At 72.7% G+C, this 21,691-nt stretch carries 22 protein-coding genes; 5 read left to right on the plus strand and 17 right to left on the minus strand.

The features are described 5' to 3' along the window. Positions 1-25: 25 nt before the first annotated feature. A complete protein-coding gene (locus tag HNR68_RS25310; RefSeq protein WP_179724213.1) occupies positions 26-1,459 on the plus strand; it encodes a zinc-dependent metalloprotease in 1,434 nt (477 codons plus the stop codon). Positions 1,460-1,481: 22 nt separating this feature from the next. On the opposite strand, the gene HNR68_RS25315 is transcribed toward HNR68_RS25310, so the two are convergent. After that, on the minus strand, positions 1,482-2,027 hold the full coding sequence (locus tag HNR68_RS25315; protein WP_179724214.1) for a YgjP-like metallopeptidase domain-containing protein: 546 nt from the start codon (positions 2,025-2,027) through the stop codon (positions 1,482-1,484). A gap of 226 nt (positions 2,028-2,253) precedes the next feature. On the opposite strand from HNR68_RS25315, the gene HNR68_RS25320 reads away from it, so the two are divergent. Together HNR68_RS25320 and HNR68_RS25325 are read left to right on the plus strand one after the other, a co-directional pair. Next, positions 2,254-2,403: a DUF5679 domain-containing protein gene (locus HNR68_RS25320; RefSeq protein ID WP_179724215.1), complete on the plus strand. Its 150-nt coding sequence runs from the start codon at positions 2,254-2,256 to the stop codon at positions 2,401-2,403. 409 nt (positions 2,404-2,812) lie between these two features. Continuing rightward, positions 2,813-4,123, plus strand: a complete 1,311-nt coding sequence (locus HNR68_RS25325) for an AarF/UbiB family protein (protein WP_179724216.1) — start codon at positions 2,813-2,815, stop codon at positions 4,121-4,123. Between the two features lie 103 nt (positions 4,124-4,226). Here the strand turns inward: HNR68_RS25325 and HNR68_RS25330 are convergent, their stop codons facing one another. The 13 genes from HNR68_RS25330 to HNR68_RS25390 all read right to left on the minus strand — a co-directional run bounded on the left by HNR68_RS25330 (position 4,227) and on the right by HNR68_RS25390 (position 17,357). After that, positions 4,227-5,123 carry a methyltransferase gene (locus HNR68_RS25330; RefSeq protein ID WP_179724217.1) on the minus strand — a complete coding sequence of 299 codons (897 nt, stop codon included), beginning with the start codon at positions 5,121-5,123 and terminating at the stop codon, positions 4,227-4,229. Between the two features lie 104 nt (positions 5,124-5,227). Next, positions 5,228-5,383 (minus strand): hypothetical protein, encoded by a 156-nt coding sequence (locus HNR68_RS25335; RefSeq protein ID WP_179716385.1) that lies wholly within the window; start codon positions 5,381-5,383, stop codon positions 5,228-5,230. An 80-nt stretch (positions 5,384-5,463) separates the two neighbouring features. Continuing rightward, positions 5,464-5,832 carry a WhiB family transcriptional regulator gene (locus tag HNR68_RS25340; protein WP_179724218.1) on the minus strand — a complete coding sequence of 123 codons (369 nt, stop codon included), beginning with the start codon at positions 5,830-5,832 and terminating at the stop codon, positions 5,464-5,466. 143 nt (positions 5,833-5,975) lie between these two features. Beyond that, entirely contained in the window at positions 5,976-6,197 is a 222-nt protein-coding gene (locus HNR68_RS25345; RefSeq protein ID WP_179724219.1) for a hypothetical protein, read from the minus strand. Between the two features lie 146 nt (positions 6,198-6,343). Further along, complete coding sequence (locus tag HNR68_RS25350; protein WP_179724220.1) at positions 6,344-8,431, minus strand: ATP-dependent DNA helicase UvrD2; 2,088 nt, start codon at positions 8,429-8,431, stop codon at positions 6,344-6,346. Positions 8,432-8,537: 106 nt separating this feature from the next. After that, positions 8,538-9,464, minus strand: a complete 927-nt coding sequence (gene nudC / locus HNR68_RS25355) for an NAD(+) diphosphatase (RefSeq protein WP_179724221.1) — start codon at positions 9,462-9,464, stop codon at positions 8,538-8,540. Between the two features lie 25 nt (positions 9,465-9,489). Next, entirely contained in the window at positions 9,490-10,857 is a 1,368-nt protein-coding gene (locus HNR68_RS25360) for a M16 family metallopeptidase (protein ID WP_179724222.1), read from the minus strand. Continuing rightward, positions 10,854-12,173 (minus strand): M16 family metallopeptidase, encoded by a 1,320-nt coding sequence (locus HNR68_RS25365; RefSeq protein ID WP_179724223.1) that lies wholly within the window; start codon positions 12,171-12,173, stop codon positions 10,854-10,856. The genes HNR68_RS25360 and HNR68_RS25365 overlap by 4 nt, the downstream gene beginning before the upstream one ends. A gap of 93 nt (positions 12,174-12,266) precedes the next feature. Then, positions 12,267-13,085 carry an ESX secretion-associated protein EspG gene (locus HNR68_RS25370; RefSeq protein ID WP_179724224.1) on the minus strand — a complete coding sequence of 273 codons (819 nt, stop codon included), beginning with the start codon at positions 13,083-13,085 and terminating at the stop codon, positions 12,267-12,269. A 75-nt stretch (positions 13,086-13,160) separates the two neighbouring features. Continuing rightward, complete coding sequence (locus HNR68_RS25375; protein ID WP_179724225.1) at positions 13,161-14,579, minus strand: PPE domain-containing protein; 1,419 nt, start codon at positions 14,577-14,579, stop codon at positions 13,161-13,163. A gap of 18 nt (positions 14,580-14,597) precedes the next feature. Then, a complete protein-coding gene (locus tag HNR68_RS25380; protein ID WP_179724226.1) occupies positions 14,598-15,134 on the minus strand; it encodes a DUF3558 family protein in 537 nt (178 codons plus the stop codon). Next, positions 15,131-15,544, minus strand: a complete 414-nt coding sequence (locus HNR68_RS25385) for a hypothetical protein (protein ID WP_179724227.1) — start codon at positions 15,542-15,544, stop codon at positions 15,131-15,133. The genes HNR68_RS25380 and HNR68_RS25385 overlap by 4 nt, the downstream gene beginning before the upstream one ends. 190 nt (positions 15,545-15,734) lie before the next feature. Beyond that, on the minus strand, positions 15,735-17,357 hold the full coding sequence (locus HNR68_RS25390) for a DUF2207 domain-containing protein (protein WP_343050403.1): 1,623 nt from the start codon (positions 17,355-17,357) through the stop codon (positions 15,735-15,737). A gap of 146 nt (positions 17,358-17,503) precedes the next feature. On the opposite strand from HNR68_RS25390, the gene HNR68_RS25395 reads away from it, so the two are divergent. Next, positions 17,504-18,733 (plus strand): neutral zinc metallopeptidase, encoded by a 1,230-nt coding sequence (locus HNR68_RS25395; protein WP_179724229.1) that lies wholly within the window; start codon positions 17,504-17,506, stop codon positions 18,731-18,733. On the opposite strand, the gene HNR68_RS25400 is transcribed toward HNR68_RS25395, so the two are convergent. Together HNR68_RS25400 and HNR68_RS25405 are read right to left on the minus strand one after the other, a co-directional pair. Next, positions 18,726-19,163 (minus strand): hypothetical protein, encoded by a 438-nt coding sequence (locus tag HNR68_RS25400; protein WP_179724230.1) that lies wholly within the window; start codon positions 19,161-19,163, stop codon positions 18,726-18,728. The genes HNR68_RS25395 and HNR68_RS25400 overlap by 8 nt on opposite strands. 69 nt (positions 19,164-19,232) lie before the next feature. Further along, complete coding sequence (locus HNR68_RS25405) at positions 19,233-20,294, minus strand: potassium channel family protein (RefSeq protein ID WP_246331396.1); 1,062 nt, start codon at positions 20,292-20,294, stop codon at positions 19,233-19,235. A gap of 197 nt (positions 20,295-20,491) precedes the next feature. Here HNR68_RS25405 and HNR68_RS25410 point away from each other — a divergent pair, with 197 nt between their 5' ends. Further along, positions 20,492-21,019, plus strand: coding sequence for a hypothetical protein (locus HNR68_RS25410; RefSeq protein WP_179724232.1), 528 nt, complete (start codon positions 20,492-20,494; stop codon positions 21,017-21,019). A 22-nt stretch (positions 21,020-21,041) separates the two neighbouring features. Here the strand turns inward: HNR68_RS25410 and HNR68_RS25415 are convergent, their stop codons facing one another. Further along, complete coding sequence (locus HNR68_RS25415) at positions 21,042-21,650, minus strand: hypothetical protein (RefSeq protein ID WP_246330533.1); 609 nt, start codon at positions 21,648-21,650, stop codon at positions 21,042-21,044. Positions 21,651-21,691 lie beyond the last annotated feature (41 nt).

The following is a 21,691-nucleotide window of genomic DNA, read 5'->3' on the forward strand; positions in this document are numbered from 1 at the left end:
GGCTCAGGCCGCGTACCGTGGAACTATGACCAACTTGCCGTTCGGGTTCGGATCGCAGGGCCCCGACGACCCCGACGAGGGCGACTCGTCCCAAGGCCGCTCCGAGGGCGGTGCCGGGAACCAGGGGGACAACCCCTTCGGTTTCGTCGGCATGCCCGGTCCGGGCGGCATGCCCCAGTTCGACATCGGCCAGCTCGGCCAGATGCTGACCCAGCTCGGCCAGGCGCTGAGCCACTCCGGCAGCGGCGGCAGCGGGCCGGTGAACTACGACCTCGCCAAGCAGCTCGCGGTGCAGCAGCTGCACAACACCCAACGCACCGAACGGCCCAGCCAGGAACAGGTCAAGGCGGTCGACGACGCGGTGCGGCTGGCCGAGCTGTGGCTCGACGCCGCGACCGCGCTGCCCGCCGGCGTGCGCACGGTGCAGACCTGGTCGTCCGTCGACTGGGTGGAGAAGACGCTGCCCACCTGGCAGCGGCTGTGCGACCCGGTGGCGCAGCGGATGTCCACCGCGTGGCTGGAGGCGCTGCCGGAGGAGGCCAAGCAGGCCGCCGGACCGCTGCTGTCCATGCTCGGGCAGATGGGCGGCATGACCTTCGGCTCGCAGCTCGGCAACGGCCTGGCCCAGCTCGGCGGCGAGGTGCTGACCTCGACCGACGTCGGCCTCCCGCTGGGCCCGACGGGCACCGCCGCGCTGCTGCCGGCCAACGTCACGCGCTTCGTGGAGGGCCTGGACCGGCCGGTCAGCGAGGCGACCGTGTTCCTGGCCGCCCGGGAGGCCGCGCACCACCGCCTGTTCGCCCACGTGCCGTGGCTGGCGCAGCGGCTGCTGGCGACCGTCGAGGAGTTCGCGCGCGGCATCCACATCGACACCTCGGCGCTCGAGGACCTGGCCTCGAAGATCGACCCGAGCAACCCGGCCTCGATGCAGGAGCTCATGGGCTCCGGGATGCTCGAGCCCAAGACCACCCCGGAGCAGGAGGCCGCGCTGAAGCGGCTGGAGACGCTGCTCGCGCTGGTCGAGGGCTGGGTCGACGTGGTCGTCTCGGACGCGGTCGGCGAACGGCTGCCGGGCGCCGACGCGCTGAGCGAGATGGTGCGCCGCCGCCGGGCGACCGGGGGTCCTGCCGAGCAGACCTTCGCCACGCTGATCGGGCTCGAACTGCGGCCGCGCCGGATGCGCGACGCGGCGAACCTGTGGCGGTTGATGACCGAGCGGCACGGCGCCGAGAACCGGGACCGGGTGTGGGACCACCCCGACCTGCTGCCGGACAGCTCGGACCTGGACGAGCCGCTGGACTTCGCCGACCGCTGGGGCGGCGGGCACGCCGACCTGGACGACCCGATCGCCGCGATCCGCCGCGCCGAGGCCGACGAGGCCGCGAAGTCCGGCGAGGAGGACTCCGGGGACGACGACAGCGGTGAGGACGGGTCGAAGCGGGACGACGACCAGCCCTGACCGTGCTGGCGGCGGCGCTGCCTCAGCCGTCCTCGTCGTCGCCGTCGAGGCTCAGGCCGAGCTGCGCGGCGGCGGACAGCCCCTCGAGGTAGCCGATCGCGCGCTCGGTCTTCGGGTAGCGCCGCACCCACGTCCAGAAGTCCGGGCCGTGCCCGGGCTCGAGCAGGTGCGCCAGCTCGTGGACGAGCACGTAATCCAGCACCCATCCGGGTACATCTCGGAGGCGTCGACTCACCCGGATGGTGGCCTCGCTCGGCGTGCAGGAGGCCCAGCGGGTCCGCATCGGGCGGACCCACCGCACCCCCTTCGGTTCGGCCCGGCCGTCCAGGTACCGCGCGGACAGCTCCCGGCACCGCGCGACCAACGCTTCGTCCGACTCGCGCGCCGGCGAGCGCCGGCGCGTCTCGCTCCGCTGGAGGCGGCTGAGCATGTCCGCCACCCAGCGCTTTTCCTCCGCGCGCGTCATCCGCGCGGGGAGCAGCACCACGATCTTGTCACCGTCGCGATACGCGCTCACCGTCTGCCGGCGGCGCTTGCTGCGGCGCACCTCGACCTGGGGTTCAGCCACGGAACTGGACCCTAGCGAGAAGAGCCGACAATCGGATCCCCCGGTGAGCCGCACCACAACGATCACGCACCGTGACCTCTTGGGGGATTACTCAATTAAGTCGAACATGCGATGCTCTTCTTGGATGCATGTTGAATAGCCCACATGTACCGTTCCCCCAGCCGCCCGGAGCAGGGCAGCAGACGATCCGGCCAGCGAGCTGGGTCACGACAGAAGGAGGGGAGCCGTGGCCGAGACGTACAACGGCTACTGCGTCAAATGTCGGGAGAAGCGTGACTTCCCTGGCGAAGTCTCGGAGACCAACGGTCGCCGGATGGCCAAGGGCACGTGCCCGGTCTGCGGCACCAAGATGACCCGCATCCTCGGCAAGGCCTGACCGGGCCCGGGTGGGCCGCCGCTGGCCCACCCGCCAGGCCCCCGGCGCTCGCCGGGCCCCGCAGCGGCCCCGCGGCCGGTGCGTCGGGGGGACGATCGCGCTTCCCGGCCGCCGCGGCCCGCCCCGGGCGCCCAGCGCGCCCCGCGGCCGGCCGCCCGCCGAGCGCGCTCCAGCCGTTTTCGGCCATTCCACCGACTGCGCCCGAAACGCCGAATCCGCCGCTTTCGACGGATCAGCGGAGCAGTCGAATGCGCCTCGCGACGCAATGTCGGCGAAGAACATGGGCGACGCCGCCCAAGGCACGCGCACAAACCTCTAGCATGTGACTGGGTTCCTCGATTTCGAATCGCACCTGGAGGGTGCCTTCGAACCTCGAGAGGGGTTTTCCTGCGCGCACCAAGGAGAATTCGTGGCCGACATCCCGCGCCGAGCAGCGCACCGCACCGCGAAGCTCGCCAGCCTGCCACTCGGCGTCGCTGGCCGCTTGGCGGCCGGCTGGGGCAAGCGGCTCGCCGGCCAGGACGCGGCCCAGATCAGCGCCGAGACGTCAGCCAAGACCGCTGAGCAGCTGTTCTCCGTGCTCGGCCAGCTCAAGGGCGGCGCCATGAAGTTCGGCCAGGCGCTGAGCGTCTTCGAGGCCGCCGTGCCGGACGAGATGGCCGGGCCGTACCGCGAGGCGCTCACCAAGTTGCAGGCCGCGGCCCCGCCGATGGCCGCAGGCAGCGTGCACCGGGTGCTCGACGAGCAGCTCGGCAGCGGCTGGCGCAAGCGGTTCAGCGAGTTCGACGACACCCCGGCCGCCGCGGCCAGCATCGGGCAGGTGCACCGGGCGGTCTGGCACGACGGGCGCGAGGTCGCGGTGAAGGTGCAGTACCCCGGAGCGGACGAGGCGCTGCGCTCCGACCTGCGCCAGCTCACGCGGTTCTCCCGGCTGTTCCAGTCACTGGCCCCGGGCGCGGAGGTCAAGCCGCTGCTGGCCGAGCTGCAGGACCGGATGGTCGAGGAGCTGGACTACCGCACCGAGGCCGACTACCAGCGCGCCTTCGCCAAGGTCTTCAAGAACGCCGAGGACGTGCGGGTGCCCGCCGTGGTGGCCAGCTCGCCGAAGGTGGTCGTCACGGAGTGGGTCACCGGCACCCCGTACTCGAAGATCATCGCCGACGGCGACCGTGAGCAGCGCGACCTCGCTGGCCGGCTGCTCGCCGAGTTCCACTACTCGTCTCCCGCGCGGGTCGGCCTGCTGCACGCCGACCCGCACCCGGGCAACTTCATGCTGCTGCCGGACGGACGCCTCGCCGTGATCGACTTCGGGGCGGTCGCCCGGCTGCCCCACGGCCTGCCCGCCACCTTCGGCCGCATGATCCGGCTGGCCCTGGACGGCACGCCCGACGAGCTGCTCGAACTGCTGCGTGCCGAGCGGTTCGTGCAGCCCGGCCACGAGCTGGCGGCCGAGGACGTCATGGCCTACCTGGCGCCGTTCGTCGACCCCGTCCGCACCACGACGTTCCACTTCACCCGGCGCTGGTTGCAGCGGCAGGCCGAGCGGGTCGGCGACCTGCGCAGCCCCGACTTCCGCACCGGCCGCTGGCTGAACCTGCCCCCGGACTACCTGCTCATCCACCGGGTGACGCTGGGCGCGATCGGGATCTTGTGCCAGCTCGACGCGGAGGTCGACGTCCTCGACATCATCGAGCGGTGGCAGCCGGGCTTCACCGACTGACCGGCTTGCCGACCACCCGGCCCGTCCGACGACGCGGCGGTGGCCGTGCCGGGCCCGACCTCCGCAGCGTGCGCCACGGGGACGTCGGCCGGGCTCGCTCCGGCTACGCCGGGTCGCCCGCGGACTCCCGCACGCCCACGTGGACCGTGTGCGTGGCCAGGAAGTAGACGTCGTCCCGGTTCCCGACGTAGTGCTCGCCGCCCTCGTCCAGCAGCTCGTCGAGCGTTCGCAGGTCGTCCTGGTCCACGAACTCCTCGGCGTGCCTGCGCAGCAGCTGCAGGCGCCGCAGCACCGCGCTGCGCCCGAGCGCGTCCAGCGGGGCCGGGCGGTCGACCAGGTAGCTCCACGAGCGCACGCCGGTCAGGCCCGCCTCCGCCAGCGCGGTGCCCCAGCCCACCGGCATCCGGACCGAGCCGTCCATCTCGGCGCGCATCCGCCGGAACCACTGGTCGTGCGCGGAGATGAGCCGTGCCTCGAGGCCCGGCTCGCCGATGCCGAGGTCGTCGGGCAGCACCCTCGTCGGCAGCCCGAACTCGACGATCGCCAGCTGCCCGCCCGGGCGCACCAGCTGCGCGAGGCGGCGCAGCCCAGCGAGCTGGTCCGGCAGGTGGTGCACGACGAACGCGGCGAAGACCAGGTCGGCCTGCGTGGGCGCGCCGGTCTGCGCGACCGCCTCGGCCAGCCCGTCCGCTGCGGCGTCCGCCTGGACCACGTGCACGGCGACCCGGTCCGACACCGAGCCCGCCCGCTCGGCGGCAGCCGCGAGCAGCTCCGGCGCGGTGTCCACCACGACCACCTCGCCGCCGGTGTCGCCCAGCGCGGCGGCGAACGCCGCGGCCGTGCCGCCTGCCCCGGCGCCGATCTCCAGCACGGTGCGGTCGTCCGCCCGCAGCAGCCGGGCGACCAGCTCGGCGGTCTCGGGCGCGTTGAGCTCGTCCGCCTCCCGCAACCGCTGCAGGTGCGCGTCCCAGTCGATGTTGTCGTGCGAATGCGTGGCCACGGACGACCAGCTTAGGGGCGCGCCACGCCCGCCGCGACGGTTTTGCCGTCACGGTCGCCGCCGGTCTCTCCCGACGGCGACCGCACGACCCGCAGCACGCCCGCTCAGCGCTGTCGCGACGCGCACTCGGCCCGCCGCTCCGCGTAGGCGGCCAGCCGCCGCCACCAGCGACCGGCGGTCATCCTGCGGGCCCGTCGATGGCGTTGCGCCTCCTCTCGCAACTCGTCCATGCGCACGTGGATGATCTGTTCCGGGCTCATCACATCTCCCCAGTCGTCACGTTCCCCAGTCGTCACGTACCCCAGTCGTCCCGGCCGGTGCCGCAGCACCGCACCCGGTGTCACGCCGCCTGCCCCTGGCGGCCCGGCGCGGTCGGCTCGTCCGCGGGCCGCGGGTGCTTCCGCGGGCGGCCGCGCGGGCGCTTGCGGGCCACCACCGCACCGCGCTCGAAGATCTCGCCTCCCCAGACGCCCCACGGCTCGCCGCGGGACAGCGCGCCGGCCAGGCACTGGGGCCGGATCGGGCAGTCGGCGCACAAGGCCTTGGCCTGGTCCAGGTCCCGTGGGTTCTCGGCGAACCACAGGTCCGGGTCCCGGCGGCACGGCAACGAGTCGTCCAGGCCGGCGGTGTCCAACAGCCCGGCGACGGTGTCGACAGCTGGCTGCACGTCGGTGTCCGAGTTCCCTATCGGCACACCCGCGGTCAACATGCGACGTCCTCCTGTGATCGATCGATGACAAGTCGTGGATGACAAGTCGTGGTTGTGGAAGGAAGTGGTTTTTCCGGCAACGCCAAGAAGGCCGCGGACCCGTTCACCGGTCCGCGGCCTTCGACAAGCCTGTGCAGGCGCTCCTAGATCACAAGATCGAGGTTTCGCCCACGTGCGGACCGACGCGGGGCCACCGCGCTCACCGGGAGCGCGCGGAACCAACGCGGCTGGAACTCTCCGCCATGCGCGGCGTCCACCTGAGCAGCGGACATGTCAGCGGCGAATGGCGCAGGAGAAACACGGAAACGCGCGATGGCCCCGGCCACACGGTTGCTCGGGGTGGCGTTGATGGAGAACGTCTTCACGATTGCCACCCCTTCCAGGACTCAGGATCGTGGTCCGGCCGACCACGACTCGCGCTCTTGCAGGCTATGGGGACCGCTGTCCCCGCCGCAACGCATTTTTCGAGAAAACCCCTCGATCGCTTGAAATGGTCCTGTGACCAGCGGTTTCACCGCATGTCGGGCCGCTCGCCCTGGACCAGTGCGAGGACGTCGGAGCCGAACTTCTGCACCTTCGACGCCCCGATCCCGGAGATGCCCACCAACGCGCTCTCGTCGGTCGGGCGCTGCTCGGCGATGGCGGTCAGCGTCGCGTCGGTGAACACCACGTAGGCGGGCACCTTCAGCTGGCGCGCCCGCTCGCTGCGCCACGCCTTCAGCTGGGTCAGCAGGTCTTCGTCCACATCGGACGGGCAGTCCGCGCAACGCCCCAGCTTGACGTCCATCGTGTTCACCAGCGGCGCGCCGCAGATGCGGCAGCGCGGCTTGACCGGCTTGGACGGCCGCGGCAGCTGCTCGCGCTGCTTCGCCCGGCTCGGCAGCGCGGCGGGGTGGTCGTCCGGGACCAGCCCGTGCAAGAACCGGCTGCGCCTGCGGAAGCGCCGGCTGCCGGCGCGCGACAACGCCCACGACAGGCGCAGGTGCTCGCGGGCCCGGGTGACGCCGACGTAGAGCAGGCGGCGCTCCTCCTCGATGGCCGCGTCGGTGTCGGCGTGCTGGATCGGCAGCGTCCCCTCCACCAGGCCGACCAGGAACACCGCGTCCCACTCCAGGCCCTTCGCCGCGTGCAGCGAGGCCAGGGTGACGCCCTCGACCGTCGGCGGGTGCTGGGAGTCGGCCCGCGCGTCCAGCTCCGCGACGTAGCGGGCCAGGTCCGCCTCGGGCACCGTCTCCACCAGCTCCTCGGCGAGCTCCACCAGCGCGATGAGCGACTCCCAGCGCTCGCGGGCGGCCCCACCGGACGGCGGCTCGTCGGTCAGCCCGACCTCGCGCAGCACGTCGCGGACGGTCGCCGGCAGGTCCTGCGCACCGTCGTCGCGGGCGACGGCCGTCCGCAGCGCGGCCATCGCCTGCCGCACCTCGGCCCGCGCGAAGAAGCGCTCCCCGCCGCGCACCTGGTACGGGATCTCGGCGTCGGCCAGCGCCTTCTCGTAGACCTCCGACTGCGCGTTGACCCGGAACAGCACCGCGATCTCCGACAGCGGCACACCCCGCTTGGCCAGCTGTGCGATGCCGCGGGCGACCGCCTCGGCCTCCTGGGTCTCGTCCTCGTGCTCGGCGAAGTCCGGCTGCGGGCCGTCCGGGCGCTGGCCGACCAGCTTCAGCCGGGTGCCTGCCGGGCGTTCCCGGGCCGCGCCGATGACCTGGTTCGCCAGCGCCACCACCTGCGGGGTGCTGCGGTAGTCCCGCTCCAGCCGGACCACGGTGGCCTCCGGGAACCGGCGGGGGAACCCGATCAGCCACTTCGGGGAGGCGCCCGCGAAGGAGTAGATCGTCTGGTTCGCGTCGCCCACCACCGTGAGGTCGTCGCGGTTGCCCAGCCACGCGTCGAGCACGCGCTGCTGCAGCGGGTTGACGTCCTGGTACTCGTCCACCACGAAGGACCGGTAGCGGCTGCGGAACTCCTCGGCGACGTCCGGCTGGTCCTCCAGGATGGCCGCGATGTGCAGCAGCAGGTCGTCGAAGTCGAGGGCCTGCGCGCGGTTCTTCAGCTGCTCGTAGGCGGCGAAGGCCTTGCTCAGCTGCTCGGGCGGCACCGGGACGTCCCGCCCGGCGGCCGCGGCCGCGGCCGGGTACTGCTCCGGGCCGACGAGCGAGGCCTTGGCCCACTCGATCTCGCCGGCGAGGTCCCGGACGTCCTCCTTCTCGGTGGACAGCCCGACCTTGTTCGCCGCCTGCACGACCAGCCGGAACTTGTTGTCCGTGAGCTGCCACATCGGCGTGTCGTGCACCCGCGGCCAGAAGTAGCGCAGCTGCCGGAACGCCGCGGCGTGGAAGGTCTGGGCCTGCACGCCCGCCGCCCCCAGCGCGCGCAGCCGGGAGCGCATCTCCCCCGCGGCGCGGGCGGTGAAGGTGACCGCCAGCACCTGCTGCGGCGCGACGAGGCCGCGCTGCACGAGGTAGGCGATGCGGTGGGTGATGGTGCGGGTCTTGCCGGTGCCCGCGCCGGCCAGCACGCACACGGGTCCGCGTGGTGCGATGACCGCCTGCCGCTGCTCCGGGTCGAGACCTTCCAGGAGTCGCGGTTGATCGGCCATGCCCGGCATCTTCGCAGACCCGGTCCCCCGATCAGGGTCACACCCCGGGGGACCGGGCGGCGTGTCGCGGCTCGGGGCCGGCCGGGCGTCCCGGCCGGCCCCGGGCTCAGCCCTGCCAGGTCGCCCAGCCGCGGATCATGCGGTGGGCGATGGAGACGCTCGGGGGCATCCGGAGGCCGCCGACCGCCTTGCCGCCCGACTCCAGCGCGGCCAGCACCTCCTCGCGGTGCACCCAGCGCGCGTCCTCGATCTCGCCGTCCGCCGGGACCAGCGGCGCCGAGCGGTCCGCGATCGCGGCGAAGCCCAGCATCAGCGACCGGGGGAACGGCCACGGCTGGCTGCCCAGGTAGCGGACGTGGCTGACCTCCACGCCGACCTCCTCCGCCACCTCGCGCGCCACGCACGCCTCCAGCGACTCACCGACCTCGACGAACCCGGCCAGCACCGAGTACCGCCCCGGCGGCCAGGTGGGCTGGCGGGCCAGCAGCACGTGGTCCGCGCCGTCGTGCACCAGGCAGATCACCGCGGGGTCGGTCCGCGGGTACTCCTCGCGGTCGCACCCGGTGCAGCGCCGCGCCCAGCCCGCGCGCACCTGCGTCGTGGCCGCCCCGCACACCGCGCAGTAGCGGGCGTGGTCGTGCCAGCTCAACAGGCCGACGGCGGTGGTGAACAGCCCCGCGTCGGTGTCGTTGAGCAGCGCGCCGCCGCTGCGCAGGTCGCGCCAGCCCTCCTGGGCGCCGTCGTGGCTGCTGCGCAGCGCCCAGTAGCTGGTCCCGGACTCGACGCCGAGCAGCACCGCCCCGGGCGCCGGCCGCTCACCGAAGTCGGCGGTCGGGTGGGTCACCAGCCCGGCGTCGACGTCGATGGGGGTCCGGCCCCGGGAGTCGACCAGCACCACCCGGCCCTTCGCCCACAGCTCGGCGCCCCCGTCGGGGACGTCCCGCAGCTGCTCCCGCCGGTCCACCGTGGACCGGGACAGCAGCGGAGCGGCGTCCAGCTGGAAACCGGGTCCCGCGCACGCGTTGGAGGTCATTCGCCCGCCTCACCGGAAGTCTCGATCACGGCAGCACCACACCACCCAGCAGCTGCATCTGGCCGGCCAGCTGGTCCGCGTCACCGACGACGACACCGGTGAACGAGGTCGGGGCGAACCACTTCGCCGCCTCGGCCACCTGCTCGACCGTCACCTCGCGCAGCCGCTCCGGGTGCTCCACCAGCCAGTCCTGCGCCAGCCCGGCCACCGCCAGCGACAGCAGCGTCGAGGCCATGCCGGACTGCGACGCGGTGGAGGTGAGCAGGCCGCCGATGGCGTACTGGCGGGCCGACTCGACCTCGGCCTCGGTCGGCGGCACCAGGGCCAGCCGGGCCAGCTCGTAGCGGGTCTCCAGCAGCGCGGCGGCGGTCACCTCGCTCGCGGTGTCGGCGTCCACCAGCAGCGTGCCGTTGCCGGGGGTGAACTCGAACGAGGAGTGCGCGCCGTAGGTGTAGCCCTTGTCCTCGCGGATGTTCTCCACCAGCCGCGAGGAGAAGTACCCGCCGAAGGTCAGGTTCGCGATCTGCAGCGCCGGGTACCGCGGGTCGGTGCGCGGCAGCGCCTGCGCCGAGAACCGCAGCTGCGACTGCACCGCGCCCGGCCGGTGCACCAGCTTCACGTCGCCGCCCCGCACCTCCGGCAGCGCCGGCAGCTCCTGGGCGCTCCTCTCGGACTCCCAGCTGCCCAGGACGCGCTCGACCGAGGCCACCGCCTGCTGCGGGTCGATGTCGCCGACGAGCACCAGCACCGAACCGCGCGGCAGGACCGCCTCCGGGTGCAGGGCCCGGACCTCCTCCGCGGTGACCGCGGCGACCTCCTCGGCCTGCGGCACCTCGCGGACGAACGGGTGGTCGCCGTAGCGGTGCCGCTGCAGCTCCTCCCGCGCGATCACGCGCGGCTGCGAACGCGCCACGGCGATGCGCTCGACCAGCCGGGCGCGCTCGCCGGTGATCTCCTCGTCGCGGTAGGCGGCGCCGGTCAGCGCGTCGCCGAGCACGTCGAGCAGCGTGTCCAGGCCGGAGGCCAGGGCGTTGCCGGTGACGCTGAGCCGCTCCGGGTCGACGAAGGCGTGCAGGTCACCGCCGACCGCGGCCAGGTCGGTGTCCATCTGCACGCGGCTGCGCCGCTCGGTGCCGGTGAGCAGCGTCTCGGCCAGCAGCTCGGCGCGCGCCGGGTGCTCCGGGGCCTCGCCGGCGAACGGGATCCGCAGCCGCAGCTCGACCATCGGCACCACGCCGTGCCGGGCCGCGATCACGCGCAGCCCGTTGCCCAGCACGGTGTCCACGGTCTCCGGCGGCTGACCGGTGCGGGGTTCGCCGAGCGGCGGCAGCGGCCGCGGCCCCAGCTCGGTGCGGCCGATCTCCTCGGCGCTGCGGTGCGTTGCGCGGGTCATGCCGCACCTCCGTTCTCGTCACCAGCGGGTTCGATCTCCAGCACCGCGCGCGCGTCGGCGCGCAGCGCCTTGGCGGCCGCCGCGACGCCCTCGGCGGTGACCTCGCCGATCCGCTCCGGCAGCTCGGAGATCAGCTCCGCGCGGCCGTGCAGCAGCTCGGCGCTGCCCAGGTCGAGCGTCCGGGAAATCACCCGATCGTGCTCGCGGTGGAGGCTGGCGGCCCAGCGGGCGGTGACGCGCGCCAGCTCGTCGGCGCTCGGGCCCTCCGAGGCGAGCGCGTCGAGCTCCTCGTCGATGGCGGCGACCACCCGGTCCAGCCCCACCTCGGGGGTGTGGATCGCGGTGATGGTGAAGGTGTCCGGGTCACGGGCGTCCAGCGGCGCCCCCATCAGGCCGCACCCGGCGTGCACGTCGACCGCGAGCGACTCCCGGTGCAGCAGGCGCTGCTGGAGGCGCGAGGCGTCGCCGTCGCTGAGGATGGCGGCCAGCACCACGTCGGCCAGGTAGGCGTCCAGCTCGCCGACCGGGTCGGGCAGCCGGTAGCCGAGGGCGACCGCGGGCAGCGGCGCGTGCGCGTCCTGGTGCGTGCCGCGCTGCTCGCTGGCCGGGAACGGCTCGGCGAACGACGGGCGCGGCGGGACCTCGCGGGCCGGGACGTCACCGAAGTGCTTCTCGACCAGGTCGATGGTGCGCTCGACGTCGATGTCGCCGGCCACCGTGAGCACCGCGTTGCCCGGCGCGTAGTAGGTGTCGAAGAAGGCGGCGCAGTCGTCGACCGTCGCCTGCTCCAGGTCGGTGAAGTCGCCGTAGCCGTTGTGCGCGTTGGCGAAGGTCGAGTACAGCACCGGGGGCAGCAGGATCCAGGGGAACCCGCCGTAGGGGCGGTTGAGGACGTTGAGCCGGATCTCCTCCTTGACCACGTCCACCTGGTTGCGCAGGTTCTCCTCGGTGATCTTCGGCGCCCGCATCCGGTCCGCCTCGAGGAACAGCGCCCGCTCCAACGCGGCCGACGGCAGCACCTGGTAGTAGTCGGTGTAGTCCTGGTGCGTCGAACCGTTGAAGGTGCCGCCGGATCCCTGCACGTGGCGGAAGTGCGCCAGCTTCTCCAGGCTCTCACTGCCCTGGAACATCAGGTGTTCGAAGAGGTGCGCGAAACCGGTGCGCCCCTCCGGCTCGGAACGGAAGCCCACGTCGTAGTGCACGCTGACACCGACCACAGGAGCCCGCCCTGACGATTGGCCCACTGCCGGGTCCGGTGCCAGCACCACGCGCAGCCCGTTGGGCAACGTAACGCGATGCAGCTGGGGTTCGACCATGCCATGCAGCCTACGTGCGGTGGCCGCAGCTGTGCGTGCCCCCTTCATCACGCTTCGGAATCGCCCGTGCGCGCAGCGCACGGGCACGAGCCCTCACCGCACCTGGGCCACCAGCCGGTCGATCTCCGCGCCGATCGTGCGGGCGTCGGCGGGGGTGAGCATGTAGATCTGCTCCCCGGTGCTGCCACGCGTGTTGTGGTCGAGGTAGCGGCCGTCCGGCTCGACGTTGTCGAACCACTTGACCACCGACGAGCGCTTGGTCCGCCCGTACTGGTCGCGGAGGTTGGCCGCGATCTGGCCCAACCGTACGTGCTGGGTGCGGCCGATCGCCTGGTACAGCTCGTACTCGCGATCACCGCTGCTCCCGCGCGTCGGCATCGCGGTCTGCATGAAGCTGCCCGGCTCGTCCTCCTCGGACTGCTCGGTGCGGAACGAACTGGCGGGGACCCGGACCGGGCCGCGGTTGCCCGGAGGCGCGGGCGGCAGCGTCGGCAGCAGCACCTGTGGCAGCGGGACGTTCTCGTGCACCTCGACGGTCAGCATCCCGCCGTAGGCGGGGTCGTCGCTGGGGGCCTGCACCCCGAGCACGATCCGGTTGCCCTCGGTCACCGCCGCGACCGTGCGCCAGCAGTGGTCGTCCCCGGCCTTCGGGAACCAGATCGAGTCCACCCACAGGTAGGGGTGTCCCAGCAGCTTGAGCGCCTCGGCGAGGTGCGGCTCGATCTCGTCGTTGACGAGGATCCCCGCGGCGACCATGCGTTCCGTCTCCGCCCGGGCGATCAGACCGAGCTGCTCGGTGGTGCGCCCGACGGAGCGGACGTTGAGCGGGAGCGTCAGCGCGTCGATCTCCAAGTACTTGCAGACGACGTCGAGATGTACTGGCAGCAACTGCCAGCGACCCAACACGCTCACCGTTGTCGTTCCTCCTGGTTGGCGTGTTCTGGTGAGGGCTCGGCCGAGCCCTCACCAGAACGCATCGAAGTACTGCTACTCGCCGAGGACCGGGGGCGCGGTCTTGGGCATGTCGTTCATCCAGATGTCGTCCTGCTCCTCGAGCCACGACGGGCGCTCGTGCTCTTCGTCCTCGCCGCCCTTGCCGCCGCGCGCACCGGCGCCCATGCCACCCATCATGCCGCGGGCGCCACCGGCACCACGTGCACCAGCGGCACCGGCAGCACCGGTCGCCCCCGCGCCGGTTCCGCCCCCAGCACCGAGCCCGCCGGCTCCGGCCCGGCCACCAGCGGCCATGCCGCCGGCGCCCGCAGCACCCCGCCCGAGCCCGGCGGCACCCGCACCACCGGCGCCGAGGCCACCGACCATCGCCGCAGCTCCTCCACCCGAGCCGATGCTTCCAGCACCGCCACCCGGGCCACCGGGCCCGAACGTACCGGGACCTGGGAGCTTCGTCGGGTCGTCGCTGGCCCACTGGCTACCGGTCTGGGACGGCGGCGTGTAACCACCACCGCCACCGCTGCCGTAGCCTCCGCCGTGACCGCCGGGACCACCCGAGCCGACGCCGCTGTAGCCGCCGGGGCCACCTCCGGTGCCGCCGGGGCCGCCCCCGCCCGTGACGCTGCCGTTGCTGAGGCCACCGGGATCGCCCATGCCGCGGCCCCAGTCGGTGGGCGGCGGCGGTGGCACGGGCGGCGGGCAGACCGTCCTGCCTTCCGGCGTCTGGTACTTGGGCATCTGGGCGTCGACGTTGGTGAACGTCGGGCTGTAGACGCGCGCCATGGTTTCCTGCGCGGCCTTCTCGGCCTCCTCGCGCTCCTTCATCTGCGCGAGCGCGTCACCACCGGCGCCGAACGGCCCAGCTGCGATCGTCGCTACAGCGGTCCGCCCCCAGCTGTGCCCTTCCGGTTCCGGGACCGTCGCCTTGACCTGCCCGGCAGCGGAGCTGACGGTCTTCAGGTTGTTGCCGGTCATCTCGAAGGCAGCACCGCTGCCTTCCATCCACTTCCTGACGGGTTCGCCGAGGGTTTTGGCCTGCTCCGCGGCTTCACCCTGCCAACCGCCGCTGATGATCTCCTTGAGCTTGGTGTCGAACTTCTCACCCCGCTCGCGAAGGGCCTTGCCGAACTTCACCCAGGCGTCGCCGACTTCGTTCGCCTGCGCTTCCTTGATCGTGTCCTGGTTCGTGCGGTAGATCTCCGCGTGGCTGAAGCTCGACCAGTTCACGCACTGGGAGATGCCGGGCGGGTCGAACCCGTAGACCTCGTCCTGCAGCGCCTGGTTGCGCTGGTCCAGCTGGTCCCGTTCCCGCTCACCAGCTTTCGACGCCTTCTCGGCGCGTTCCTTGGCCTCCTTCTCGGCCATGGTGTCGTACCCGAGGACGGTGGCACCGGCGTCGTGCACGGCGGTCTTGACGTCGTTGATCCGATCCCCGACCCAATCCCCAAAACCCATGACTCCCCCTAGCTCCCATCACTCAGGAAGTCTCGAAGCCGTTTGGCTGGCGATCTTCTCGACCTCGGCGCAGGCGTCGACGGAATCCCGCTTGTAGCCGTCGACGCCGTAGATGACGACGCCACCGCCCGCGTCGACCAGGGCGTTGCAGCCCCCCATGCCAGTACCGCCCGCCGTGATCGCGATGGCGCCGTTCCGGCCGCCCAGCGACCGCTGCTCGTACTTGTCCCAGTTCGAGCGGGCGTAGGACTCGACCGTCTCCGTGACGTTCTTCTGCAGCGTCACGCCCATGTTCTCGCCCTCCCACTGGCACCCGGGCTCGAAGTCCACCGGCGAGAACTCCTCAGACGTCATCGACACCCCCCACGACGTCAACTCGTCAGGCTTGAAGAAGCCGCACGGGTCGAACTGCGCCAGGCCGGACCCGGCAGCCGCCGACGTGGGAGGCTGTTCCTCCGAGCCGCTCTGCCCCTCGCTGCCTCCGGAGCACGCTGCGAGGCCGAGGAGGCTCAGCCCAGCGGTGACGGCGACGACGGACCGGGGAAAAGTGCTCACTTCATACCTCGCTGGATGTCTTGGGCGTGCTGTTCGTCGATGGCACGGTAGTCCTTGGCCGCTGCCCGGTAGGCGTCCGCCATCTTCTGCAGCTCGTCCTGCATCTGTCGGACGAGCGTGAGGGCGCCTGCCGTGGGATCGGTGGCCTTGTCCTCGAACCGCTTCGCCAACTGCTGACCGTCCGGGTAGTCCCCCAAGCCCGTCACACGGTTGATGGCTTGCGCTTCTCGGAAGAGCTGCTGCAGCTCGCGGATCTCGTCCTCGCAGTGCTTGGCGGCCTTCTCCGCCGCTTCCGGCTCCAGGGAGAGCATCCCGGCGCCGACCTGCTGGTTGACCCACTGCGTCTGCGCAGCAACCGCCTTGATGCCCTCTGCCGCCCCAGCGAACCCCGCACTCTCCGCGCTTGTCATCCCAGACCCCTCTGGTTCTGCGATCCCCCATGAAGTGTCGTCACTCTAGCGTGACGCAAGCGGGTTCGGAACGGTTCCCACCAGCGAAGAAGCGGGTCAACATCACCTGTTCGGCGGCAGCATCACGAGATCGTCACGAAATGCGCTGTGGTGTAACGTTCTTCGGCTCGCCTGGGATTGAACATGCTGGTCAGCGCTTCAGCGCCGCGTTCAGCCGCTCGACGAGCACCGGGAAGGCGCGGCGGAAGCCCTGCAGGTCCGCCGCCTCACCGAGGGCCGAGTACCAGTACAGGCCCGGAGTGCCGTCCGCGGCCGGGTCGAGGCCGGCGAACTCCGCCAGCCAGCGGTTGGTCTCGCCGAGGACCACCGCGTACGGCAGGGAGCGGGAGAACACCAGCTCGCGGTCCGCGGGCGGCAGGGAGTCCACCGTGACCTCGTGCAGGTAGCCGCGCAGACCGCGGACCTGCATGACCAGCGCGCTGCCGCGCTGCGTCCGGGCGGGCATGAGGCGGGCGCTGGCCATCATCGCCACGCCGCCGAGCACCACGCCGAGCCCCACCAGGGCGGCGGAGGTCGTCAGCGCCAGGACCGCGGTGAACGCCGCACCCCCGACCACGACGGCGATCCCGGCCCACCAGAACAGGTTCCGGTCCGCGTCCGGGCGGCGGGCGAACCAGTCCTTCTCCACGACGTCGGCGTACAGCGCGTCGCGCACCCGGCTGAGGTCCAGGCCGCGCAGCTGGGACAGGCGGACCTCCGCGGACGTCCCGACCAGCAGGTCGTACACCGCGCGCTCGAACGGGCGCAGCGCGTCGTCCGCGGGGTTGAGCCGGACGAAGCGCCAGTCCTGGTCGGGCAGTTCCTCGACGAGCAGGTAGTTGCGGACCGCGAGGTCGATGACGGTCGCCGTGACGTCCACCGGGTCGACGCGCTCGTCGACGACGGTGCCGATCTGGCCCGGCAGCACGCCGTCCGGGGACGCGAAGGTGACGGTGCCGCGCGAGTCCGTCATGAGCACGTCGACCCGGCCCACGTCCTCGGCGAACGCCCGCACGTCGCGACCGCGGGCGTACCAGACCAGGCCGAGACCGCCGATCACGACCAGCCCGATCGCGGCCAGCCCCACACCGGTCCCGGGAGTCAGCGAGAACGCCTTCGCCAGGCTGAAGTACTCCTCGGTCATCGCCGTCGCCGGGACCGTGCCCGCCGGCAGCGCGAAGGTGATGTCCACCCGGTCGCCGGGCGCGAGACCGCTCGTCACCGCCCGCATCTCCTGGGTGTGGGTGATCTCGAACTCGTCGCAGCGGTCCGTGCTGCCGATCGGCCCGGCCAGGCACAGGATCGCCTGCGGCACCTTCGGCGCCAGCATCGACACCTCGACGCGCTCCACCGGCACCTCCCAGCCGCCGGTCGCCTGCCAGCGCACCTCCTGCACGTCGCCGGCGTCCGCGACGGCACCGCGCACCTGGTACCGCAGCGTCGAGGTCCCGGGTCGCAGCGACACGTGCACCTCGTCGTCGTCGACCCGCACCTCGCCACCGCCGTCCACCGAGGCGTCGTGGACGGTGAAGACCCGGTCCTCGCCCGGGCCGACCGGCTGGCGCAGCGGCACGGTGCGGGTCACGGGCCCGCCCGGGGGGACGGTGACCTGCTCGGTGACCGACACGACGCCGTCGCGCTCCAGCTTGAGGTGCACCTCACTGGACACCGCGCCGGGCGGCGCGTCGACCGGCTGCTCCTGCGCAGCGGCCGGAACGGGCGCGCCGAGCAGCAGCCCGGCCAGCACGGTCAGCAGTCCCCGTTTGGTCAACACGGCCCGAACCATAGCGGCCCGACGTTAAGCTTCGGTCCGCGAACGGAGAGATCGACACGAAAACCACTGCCGGGAGCGGACGCCCGGTGGCGGACCGCTGAGCCGCACTCCACCGTCCACATCAGACACACCGCGAGGAAGACCGGATGACCCAGCAGCCGCCTCGACCGCCGCACCGGCCGCAACCGCCGCAGCAGCCGTGGCCGCCGCAGCAGCCTCGCGGTGCCCGCCCGCAGCCACCGCCCCCGCACGGCGCTCCCCCGCCGCCGGGCCCGGGTCCGTGGCCGCAGCGTCCCCCGTTGCCGCCGCCCGGCGTCCGCCCGGTCCCGCCGCCGCAGGCCGGCCGTCCGGCGCCGCCGTGGGGCGGCGCTCCGCCCGGACCGCCGCTCCCGCCCGGACGGCCGCCGGGACGCAAGAGCAACGCCGGGATCATCGTCGCGCTGGTGCTGGTCGGCGTGACGATGTTCGGCATCACCATGATCGGCGCGGTGGCGTCGGCGATCACCTCCGACCGCGCGTCGGACTACGACACCAGCCCCACCACGAGCAGCAGCGAGACCACCACGAGCGACGACTGGACCACCACGACGTCGAGCTCCAGCGAGGAGTCGACCAGCTCCGAGACCACCTCCGTGACCAGCGAGGACGAGCACGTCGACGAGGCCCGCCCGGTGGCCAGGCTCGGCGACCACCCGATCAACGTCCCGGGCAACGGCGCGGTGACCACCCCGTGCGACCTGCCCCCCTTCGGCACCGACGTCGCCTCGCAGGACCGCTTCTACCACGCCGCGCTGCCGTGCCTGATGGCCGCGTGGCGGCCGATGCTGGAGGACGCCGGTCTGCCGGTCCGCACGCCGGACGTGGTCACCACCGGCAGCGACGTCGAGACCCCGTGCGGCACGCGGAAGTGGAACCAGACCGCGATGTACTGCCCGGGCACGCACACGATCTACATGACCGCCCGGTACTACGCCGAGCAGGAGCAGCTCGTCGAGCCGGGCGCGTACCTCGGGCAGTTCGCGCACGAGTTCGGCCACGCCGTGCAGGGCATGTCCGGCATCAGCGCCGCCTTCGGCGACGCCGCCTACGACGCGGGCGGCCGGGACACCCCGGCGGGGCTGGAGCTGACCCGCCGCTCGGAGCTGCAGGCGACGTGCTTCGAGGGGATGACGCTGGCCGCGCTGCAGAACGGCGGCGTCAGCAACGACTACATCTTCCCGGCGCTGGACGACTCGCGCGGTCGCGGCGACGAGCACTCCACCGTGCGCGACCACGGCACCACCGCGAACAACAGCGCCTGGGTCGACCAGGGCTTCTACAAGAACGAGATCACCGAGTGCAACACCTGGCTGGCCGATGCCTCCTACGTCAGCTGAGCCGACGCCGGCCCAGCATGAGGGCGTAGCCGCCGCCCGCGACGCAGGCGAGGGCGAGCAGGGTCCAGGTGGCCCGGTCGGCCAGCTGGTCGAGCTTCGAGTCGTCCGCGGTGGCCGGGCGCACCACGAGCTCGCCGGCCGGGGCGACCGGGACCAGCACCTGCAGCCGCTGGCCGGGGCTGTGCCCGCAGCCGTCGAACGACGCGCGGCGCACCTCGCCGTCGATCTCGACCTCGACCAGGTCCCCTTCCGCCCGGGTGCTGCCGCACGGGCGCGGCTCGACGACGGTCGCCGTCGCCGGGCGCATCGCGCGCTCCCGGTCCGCGGCCGCCCACAGCGGCCACACCGCCACCCCGGCCAGCACGATGCCGAGGAGCACCAGGACAAGCAGGATCGGCGCGACCGACGCCGAACCTCGTTGCCTACCCACGACACAGATGGTGCCAGCATCCCGGCGGTGCACGGCGAGCAGTCGCGGAACCACCGCGCGTCGCGGGGATCAGGGCTCGGCCGGGGTCACCTTCTTCACGTACAGCAGGCGGTCGCCGGCCTCGATCGCGTCCGCCTCCGGCGCGTCGACCCGGTACAGCTGCCCCTCGCGCACCACGCCGAGCACGATGTCGGGCAGGTGCCGCGGGGAGCCGCCGACCTCCTGCTGCTCGACCTCGCGCTCGGCGATCGCCAGCCCCGCGTCCGGGGTGAGCAGGTCCTCGAACATCTCCACCACGGACGGCGTGGTGGTCGCCATGCCGAGCAGGCGCCCCGCGGTCTCGCTGGACACCACCACCGAGTCGGCCCCGGACTGCCGCAGCAGGTGCACGTTCTCGGCCTCCCGCACCGCCGCCACGATCTGCGCCCTCGGCGCCAGCTCGCGGGCGGTCAGGGTGACCAGGACCGCGGTGTCGTCGCGGGCCGGGGCCACCACGATGGCCCGGGCGCGGGTGACGCCGGCCACCCGCAGCACGTCGGAGCGGGTGCCGGAGCCGTTGACCGTGACCAGGCCCTGCGCGGACGCCGCCTCCAGCGCGGTGTGGTCGGTGTCGACCACCACGATGCGGCCGGGCTCGTGCTCCTCGCCGAGCAGTGCGGTGACCGCTGACCGGCCCTTGGTTCCGTACCCGATGACGACCACGTGGTCGCGCACCTTGGACCTCCAGCGCTGGATCTTGAACGCTTGTCGAGAGCGCTCGGTGAGCACTTCCAGTGTGGTACCGACCAGCACGATCAGGAACAGCACCCGCAGCGGCGTGATGACCAGCACGTTCGTCAGCCGCGCCAGGTCGCTGACCGGCGTGATGTCGCCGTAGCCGGTGGTGGACAGCGAGACCGACGCGTAGTAGACGCAGTCGAGCAGGCTGAGCTCGCCGCCCGCGCTGTCCCGGTAGCCGTCGCGGCCGATGTAGACCAGCACCACCGTGGCGGCCAGCGCGAGGGTCGCGCCGATGATGCGCCGGATGATGGACCGGACCGGGCTGCTCGTGGTGCCGGGCATCCTGATCACGCCGACCAGGGCGTGGTCCGGCAGGTTGGTCAGCGCTTCCTCGTCGGCGCGCCCGCGCATCAGGGGGTGCGCCAACGCCCTGGCCCTGCGCCGCATCATCACCACGTCTCCCCGACTCCGCGACCGCTCACGGCGCAGACAGTAGCCCCCGGCGCGGCGCCCGGCGCGAGGCGGCACCCCGGGCTCGGACCAGGGGTTCTCCTGCAGGGCGGAAGACCTGGCCCCGACGCGCCGCGGCGGCGTTCTACGATGCCCCAGTGCAGCAGCTTCAGCACGCGGCCCGCGCCCTGGGGTGGCACGGCCACCTGATCCCGGACGTGGAGGTCCTCGGCGCGAAGTTCACCGCTGTGGTGCGCATCCGCCAGGACGTCCACCGGTGGCGCAGTCACCACGGTTGGGGCCCTGAGCTCAATCCGTCCTGGTTCCGCTCGTGGGCCGAGCCCTCCGAGCACGACCACGTGCCGGTACCCGCGGTGGACCTGCTCGGCGCGCTGGTCCCGGTGGCGCACCCGCGCTTCGCCCTGCGCGCGTGCGGCACCCTGCTGACCCTGGCGCCGTGCGCGGTGGTCCTGCCGTCGCAGCAGCCGTACCGGCCGCTGCGCATGCTCGAGCTGGACTACTACGGCGTGGGGGCGGTCAACGTGGCGGAGAACGGCCTCGCGGAGCTGGTGATCGCGCCGGAGGACCGCACCGCCGAGTTCGGGTCGTCGCTCTTCGGCCGCTGGCTCCTGGAGGTCCTCTACTCCCGCCTCCTCGAGCACCCGCAGCTCACCGAGAACGCCTGACACCCCGCCGCGCGGGGGCGCGTCACGCCACGACGTACTCGTGCCAGTTGAGCCCCTCGGGGTTCCAGCGCATGCCGCGACCGTCCTTGAGCATGCGCAGCGCCTGCATGGTGTGCGGCCAGCGGCGGATCACGTTGGCGAGGGCGACCGGGGTCATCAGGTCGGCGGTGCGGCGGTGGTCGCCAGGCCCGAGGAGGGCGGTCCCGCCGGGCGTGGAGATGATGTCGGTGAGCGCGACCTGGCCGGACAGCGCGGCCTGCTCGACGCTGACGATGGTGTGCGGCTGCAGCTCCTGCGGCCAGCTGCGGCGGTCGATGTCCGAGGCCACCGGCTGCTCGCAGGACCCGCACTCGCAGGCGAACTCGCTGGCCCAGCCGTGCTGCTTCCACGACCACACGGCCGCGGCACCGGCGCCCAGGTCGGACAGCGCGGCGACGTGCGGCCAGGCACCGAGGACCGCGCTGAGCACCGTCTTCTTGGACGGGCGCGGGGTCTGCCCGGGGCCGTCGAAGGACCAGGTCCCGGCTTCGTCGCGGTGCACCCGCACCAGCGGCGCGCGCATGGCGAGCACGTCGGTGTCCACGTGCACTTCGAGGTCCGGTGGGGCGCTGAGCTTCCAGTGCGTGTTCATCGCGGGCATACTCGTCCGCCGCGCCACGCCGGCTCAAGCTC

The sequence above is a fragment of the Saccharopolyspora hordei genome (assembly GCF_013410345.1).
GTDB lineage: Bacteria > Actinomycetota > Actinomycetes > Mycobacteriales > Pseudonocardiaceae > Saccharopolyspora > Saccharopolyspora hordei.